Source organism: Spiroplasma sp. hy2 (genome assembly GCF_044714365.1).
GTDB classification, from domain to species: Bacteria; Bacillota_I; Bacilli_A; order Mycoplasmatales; family Mycoplasmataceae; genus Spiroplasma; species Spiroplasma phoeniceum.
Window position 1 is genome coordinate 1 of the sequence record NZ_RXFZ02000038.1, and the last position, 6,973, is coordinate 6,973.

The window sequence follows — 6,973 nt, forward strand, 5'->3', positions numbered from 1 at the left end:
WATTTTTAAATAAAAGACATAATTAATTAAAATTATAATTTGCTATTAGTATCTTTTTAAAAATATTTACAATTATTTTAATAGGTTATGCAAGAAGTCTAATAAATAATAAATTTTAGAAAGCGAGGGTATTATAAAAAATGTGATTTAGTAAATCAGATAAAGAATTAGAACAGGAATTTAAAAGCAATTTAAATGTTGGATTATCTTCAAAACAAACCAAAGAAAGATTAGTTAAAAATGGGAAAAATGAATTACCAAAACCTAAAAACAAACATTGAATTTTAATTTTTTAGTTTCATTATTAAATCCATTATCTCTTATTTTAATTATTGCAGGAGTTACTTCGGTTATTATTGAAAAAGTTGTTAATAATCGAATTTATGTGATAGATTTTATTGTGATTTTATGTATCGTTTTATTAAATGCCTTCATTCAAACAATTGAACAAATTAGAGCAAGAAAATCCCTTGATTCTTTAAAAAAATGACAATTCCAGTAACGATTGTTAAACGAGATGGTGCAATTTTTGAAATTCCGGTTGATGAATTAGTTGTAGGTGATATTGTTATTTTAGAAGCAGGGAAATATATTCCAGCTTATATTCGCATTTTAGAAGCAAATAATTTGTTAATTGACGAAGTTGCATTAACTGGTGAATCAGTTCCTGTTGAAAAAAATGGTGAAATAATTTTAAAAGAAAAATTAGTGTTAGCAGAACAGAGTAATATGGCTTTTATGTCAACTTTTATTACAAATGGTTGAGCAGTTGGGATTGTTGTTGCAAATGCTGTTGATAGTGAGATTGGAAAAATTGCTGCTGCGGTTGTTAAAACAAAACAAGAAAAGACACCATTACAGTTACGTTTAACAAAATTAACAAAAGTTGTTAGTATTTTTGCGGTTTTATTAGCAATCTTTGTTTTTGTTTTCTTTTTATTAACTGATGAAAATAGTTGACCAATTAATTTAATGACAGCAGTTACAATTGCAATTGCTGTTATCCCAGAATCCTTAATTGTTATTGTGTCAGTTATTTTATCATTAGTAAAACGAATGACAAAAGTTAATGTTATTGTTAAAAAATTAGATGCGGTTGAAACATTAGGTTCAGTTAATGTTATTTGTTCAGATAAAACAGGGACTTTAACTCAAAATAAAATGACAGTTAAAGAGATTATTTTCAATAATGAGATTCTTAAAGAAAATGATTTTAATTATTTATAACCAAAATAATAAGGCAACTTTTCATTTTATTAATTGTCTAACTTTATGTAATGATGCTATTAACCAAAAAAATGAACAAATTGGTGATCCAACTGAAATTGCTTTAATTGATTTTACAAGAAGATTTACAATTAGTGAAGTAGAATATCGTGAAAAATATCTTCGTGTTTTAGAAGTTCCCTTTGATTTTGATCGAAAATTAATGTCAACTGTTAATCATGTTAATAAACAGGAATTTGTTTATACAAAAGGTGCTCTTGACCAATTATTACTGCAATGTAATCGAATTTATTTAAATAACGAAATTGTTCCATTAACTGAAGAAATGAAGGAAGAAATCCAAGAGGAAGCATTAGATTTATCAAGTCAAACATTACGGGTTTTAGCTTTTGCTTTTAAGCAAAAAGATCAACAAGACATTGAGACTAATTTAATTTTTTTTAGGTGCTGTTGGAATGATTGACCCACCACGTCCAGAAGCGGTTGAAGCAGTTAGAAAGGCACATGAAGCAGGAATTAGAGTAATTATGATTACTGGAGATCATAAAGCAACTGCTTTAGCTATTGCTAAAGAATTACGTCTAGCAGTTTCAGAAGCGAATGTTTTATCTGGCCATCAAATTGATAATATGAATAATCATAAGTTACAAGAAAAACTACGTGATGTATCAGTTTTTGCAAGAGTTAATCCTGATCATAAAACAAGGATTGTTGAGTGTTTGCAATCAATGAACTATGTTGTTTCAATGACAGGTGATGGCGTTAATGATGCTCCAAGTTTAAGCAAAGCCGATATTGGTGTTGCAATGGGAATAACAGGGACAGATGTTTCAAAAGAAGTTGCAAATATTATTTTACAAAATGATAATTTTTCAACAATTATTCGTGGTGTTGAAGAAGGACGGAATGTGTATCATAAAATTAAACGGGTTATTGCTTTTGTTTGTATTGCACAATTAGCAAATGTGTTAGTTTTTATTATTATTATTATTTCAGTTACAACTAAAATTAAACCATTTGATTCTGTTAACATTTTATGGTTTAACTTAGTCATTGAAACATTAATGTCAATTCCAATTGGTTTAGGAAATAATGATGAGGGCTTAATGCTAGAAAAATCACGAAGTAAGAAAGAAACTTTTTTACCAATAGTTTAGTTACAATTTTATATTTAGCTTTTGTAACAGCTGCTACTATTATTGCTACATTTTTCATTGGTAAAGATATTTTTCATAATATTGAAGATGCTAAAATTGCGACAATCTTAGTAATGGCTTGTTCACCAGTAATTTTTGCTTTTGCAATTCAATTACCAAATTATCGAATTAAAACACAATATAATGTTCCTCCGACTAATTATTATTTATTAGGTGCTTCAGTAATTGCCTTGGTATTAAATTTTTTGATGGTTTATACACCGGGCTTAAACTTATTTTTTTAACAACAATCAAAGAACATAAATTTGACACTTCACCACTGTTATCTTGACAAATGACTGTAGTATCATTAGGAATGATGGTGCTTCCATTATTAATGTTGTTGGGATATGATGCATTTCGTAAATTAATCAAATGATAAAAGAATAACATTAAAAATTGTTTTATTAAGTCTTTATTATAAAATGTTGTCAGTCCAACTACTAAAGGAAAGCAAAAAATTTTTAATTTATTAAGCAATTAAAGTTTTTCAATATTTTTTAAAATTAGTTATTTTTCTTATATAATTAACTTAGTGATTCTTGGAATGGGTGAATAATATGTGAAATCTTGCAAAAGAGGCTACGCGAGGGTTTACAAAAAAAATAACTCAATTTATTGGGTTAATTTTGTTTATTATTGGTGCAGTTTTAACCTTTACAGCTCTTTTTTCAACTGTTTTTCAAGTTAAAAATGGTTTAAATGATATTAAGAAAAATAGTCTTCCTTATCAATATGAAATTCGAGTAGATAGTTTAAATATTGATAATAATGTGTGAAAAAGAAATCCTGCTTGAAAAATAAATGAAAATAATCGTACTTTTTTAGCTCAGTTTTATGATGAGTCAGAAATTGATGCTGAGCATTTAACATTTAATAATATTCGTGCTGATGTTTTAGGGTTAAATTGTGATTTAACTAATTCTGAAATTTGTAAATGAACAAAAGAACCATCATATTTAAACCCAGAAATGGGGACATCTTCTTTTACTGCCTTAGTTAAAAATTTTAATAAGAATCTTACTGCTGCTTTTTTAAGTTATATTATTCATAATCCAGATGAAAGTCGTTTAAATGATTTAATTAATGGTGACAAAGCTGGCTTAGAACTTAGTTTTAATGTTGGTTATCAATTTACTGCAAATAATTTAGCAAAAGATACGCAATATTTTAATGCTACTGCTATTAACAAAAATAAAAATTTATTATATAACGGTGATGGTTGACGAGGTAATAATATTTTTTATACTCCGTTTAATCGTCTTTTTGAAGTAACAAAATGAGAACATATTAGTGATTTAACAGAAAATAACATTATTTTAAATAAACAATATGCTGATTATAATCATTTAAAACTTGGTGGACACTTTAATTTAGGAAATAGTCAAAATTTACAATTTAATATTATTGGATATGGGGCAAAGGTAAGTAATATTTATCCTGATTTAGTAAGTCTATCAACTCTTGTTACTGGTCATAAAATTATTGATTTAAAAAATGGTTCAGTATTATTTATGAATGATATTAATTTTAATGCTATCAAGCAAAATTTTTCAAATGGAACTGAAAAAATTACTAGTTTTATTAATGTTAATGGTAATTTAACTGAACCACAAAAAATAACTTTATTAAGAAAAGTTTTAAGCAATTATTTTGTAGCGCCTGATAATGCAATTGCCGCTTTTGAAGCATCATTACCGGGACAAGTTGTGATGTTAACAAATACTGGTTTTATTATTAATACTTCAATTGCTGTTGCTTGTTCAATTATTATTTTATTTATTATTGCTTTTTTCATTAAAAAAGATATTACTAATGCAAAACGACAAATTGGAGTCTTAAAATCATTAGGATATCATCGCTTTGAATTATTATTTATTTTTACTTTTAACATTATTTTTACAACTTTAATTGGTTGTTTATTAGGATGAGCTTTAAGTATTCCTCTGCAAATGTATTTCACTGGTTCAAATTTATATTCAATAGGATTACCATTATCATCATTTTATTTTAATCCACTAATTTTTGTTTCAGCGACAATTTTTATTTCACTTATTTTTATTGGGATGTCTTTCTTAATCTCATTTATTCTTTTAAGTCGGACAGCTTTGGATTTAATTTATGATTTAAAAGGTTCTAATTTAAGTTTTTGTCCTAAAAAAGTAAAAAAAGGTCGTAAATATGCTCATTTTGGATTAACATTTAATGTTCATTTATCATTTACCTTTGCACTAAAATCTTTAGGAAAATGAATTATGGTATTAATTGTTTTAGTTTTTTCGTCCTTTTTGTTAATTTTCCAGTTGGATGCAGGAGTAATGGCACAAGGAATTGTTAAAGATTCTTTCCGTTATTTTAAGAATGATATTAAATCATATTTAATTGCTAGTTATGATCAACAAGATATTGCACAAGAAGCCAGCAATAGTAAACCTTATCAGTGAATTACGGCTGATAAGCGTATGAATTATTACCATGAGGCAAAAATTCTTGATGATAATAAAACATTTAACTTTCCAAATCCATTGATGTGCTTTACAAGTCTATCTGTTTCAGATTCAAAAAATATGAAAAAAAATTGTGGTGATTTATTAAATATTATTGGTGATCCAAGTGGTGTAACTCTTGTTAGAAGTAAGATTAATTATGATGAAGAAACAAAAACATATCCATATATAAGTGCAACAACAGTTGACGCAGTTGCTAATTATAAAGTTAAGGATAATGAGTCTGGTGAATGAATTAATGGATGAGATAATTTAGTAAAAATTATTAATCTTATGAAACCATTTTTAATTGAAAAAGGAATAAATGAAGCTGATATTCAAACAATTATTAGTGGAATTAATTTGGTTAATAGTTTAAGTACAACAACTAATGGTCAATACCCAGATATTTATTTAGGACCATATATGGTTTATAATAAAAATTATGATTTCCCGTATGTTTTCTTATCAGCAGGTTGAAGTCCAGATGATACTAAAAATTCAAAAAATCCAGTTTCACAATTAAATGTTGTTGGGTTAACAAGTGATGAAACAGAGCGTAATCAATTATTGAATTATCGTTCTAAGACGACACCAAGTGATATTGCCCAAAAAGAAGTCTTTGGCTATAAAATTAGTTCAGACCCTACTGGGAATGACCCAAATGTTCCAATTAATGAACCAATACCAGTTCTTTTAGCAAAACGGGTTTATCAATCGATGAATTTAGTTTCGGGGGATATTTTTAAATTAAATGTTCGAATTACAAATGCTATTGGGTATGTTCCAGTTGCTTTTAAAGTGATTGGTTCAAATGATGCTGATATTAGTTCAGCGAATATTTATATGAATCAAGATTCATTAGTTACGGTTATGAACCAATGAGTTAATTTAACTAAAAAAGGAGAACAATTTTTACCAAATTCTTATTATAATGTTGTTGCATCAGGAGCTAGTCCATTGGGAGTAACCTTGCAGCCTTATCGTATTATTTCGTCATTTTCATTAAACGATAATTATGATTTTACAATGTTTGATAATAATAAAAAACCGGATCTTAAAAATGCATTAGACTTAAGAACAAATTTAAAATTATTAAATGGCCTTAACAAAATATGACCATTTGATACTTTACGAGAAAATTATTCACAAGGAATGCGAACTGTCCGGGATGTTCTTAATGTTTTAGAAGGATTAATAATTGTCATTGTTACTTTAATTTTATCAGTCTTAATTGCTATGGTGCTTGATGAAAATCGCCGTACAATCTTAACTTTAAAAGTCCTTGGATATCCAACATGAAAAATTATTGCAATTGTTTTAGGATTTTACTTATTTGCAATTGTTTTAGGTTATGTTTTAAGTTATGTTATTGCCCAATTATTATGGAATGTCATTGCTCATATTGTTTTTAAAAGTACCGGAATGTTATTAATTCCTTCCTTTTCATCTTATGTTGTTTCAATAGCAACATTAGCAATTGGTTTTATTTTAATTTCAGTAATTGGAATAGGGATTTGAAAAATTAAAAAGAATAAATTAATAAATATTACAATGGAATAAAAAATGTTATTTAATTAAATAACATTTTTTTAAATTTATTAATTTCTTATTAATTTTTTGTTAAACTAAATATATAGATATTATGTTAGCCTAATTTATGATAAATAAAATTAATTGCTATGGAAGTGGGAAAAATTAACAATGAAAAAGATATATACTTTCTGCATTATTGCAAGTTCTATTTTTGTTCAAAATCTAACCTTTAATGAAGTTCTTAATCATAGTCGTAATACTCCATTTAGTTTTAATGAAAAACAATATATTCAAACAAGAATTGAAGGACTTGACAATATTTCTCGTAATGCAATTAAAATTTYTAATAATAGACTTCTTGCATAACCTAGTTATTTTAAAATTCCTATAAAATATATTTAAAATAGAAATTATAGGAATCTAAAATTATGAAATTTGATAAATTTGATTTTATTAATGATAAAGAATTATTCCGATTAACAGAAATAAAACAAGCCACTTTTAATAAAATGTTAGATATTTTAAAGG

7 protein-coding genes are annotated in these 6,973 nt (G+C 26.3%); all 7 read left to right on the top strand.

Annotation, left to right across the window (positions count from 1 at the left end; all coding sequences use genetic code 4):
- The first annotated feature begins 140 nt into the window (after positions 1–140).
- The 7 genes from EHV01_RS02090 (at position 141) to EHV01_RS02120 (ending at position 6,811) form a co-directional block, all read left to right on the top strand.
- Positions 141–296, top strand: coding sequence for a cation-transporting P-type ATPase (locus EHV01_RS02090; RefSeq protein WP_422065996.1), 156 nt, complete (start codon positions 141–143; stop codon positions 294–296).
- A 190-nt stretch (positions 297–486) separates the two neighbouring features.
- Entirely contained in the window at positions 487–1,227 is a 741-nt protein-coding gene (locus EHV01_RS02095; protein WP_422065997.1) for an HAD-IC family P-type ATPase, read from the top strand.
- On the top strand, positions 1,208–1,723 hold the full coding sequence (locus EHV01_RS02100) for a hypothetical protein (protein ID WP_422065998.1): 516 nt from the start codon (positions 1,208–1,210) through the stop codon (positions 1,721–1,723). The genes EHV01_RS02095 and EHV01_RS02100 overlap by 20 nt, the downstream gene beginning before the upstream one ends.
- On the top strand, positions 1,683–2,384 hold the full coding sequence (locus EHV01_RS02105; RefSeq protein WP_422065999.1) for an HAD-IC family P-type ATPase: 702 nt from the start codon (positions 1,683–1,685) through the stop codon (positions 2,382–2,384). The genes EHV01_RS02100 and EHV01_RS02105 overlap by 41 nt, the downstream gene beginning before the upstream one ends.
- Before the next feature lie 41 nt (positions 2,385–2,425).
- Entirely contained in the window at positions 2,426–2,668 is a 243-nt protein-coding gene (locus EHV01_RS02110; RefSeq protein ID WP_422066002.1) for a hypothetical protein, read from the top strand.
- A gap of 315 nt (positions 2,669–2,983) precedes the next feature.
- The gene (locus EHV01_RS02115; protein WP_422066000.1) at positions 2,984–6,472 is read left to right on the top strand and encodes an FtsX-like permease family protein; all 3,489 of its coding nucleotides are present in this window, start codon (positions 2,984–2,986) and stop codon (positions 6,470–6,472) included.
- Between the two features lie 141 nt (positions 6,473–6,613).
- On the top strand, positions 6,614–6,811 hold the full coding sequence (locus tag EHV01_RS02120) for a hypothetical protein (RefSeq protein ID WP_422066001.1): 198 nt from the start codon (positions 6,614–6,616) through the stop codon (positions 6,809–6,811).
- The last annotated feature ends 162 nt before the right edge of the window (positions 6,812–6,973 follow it).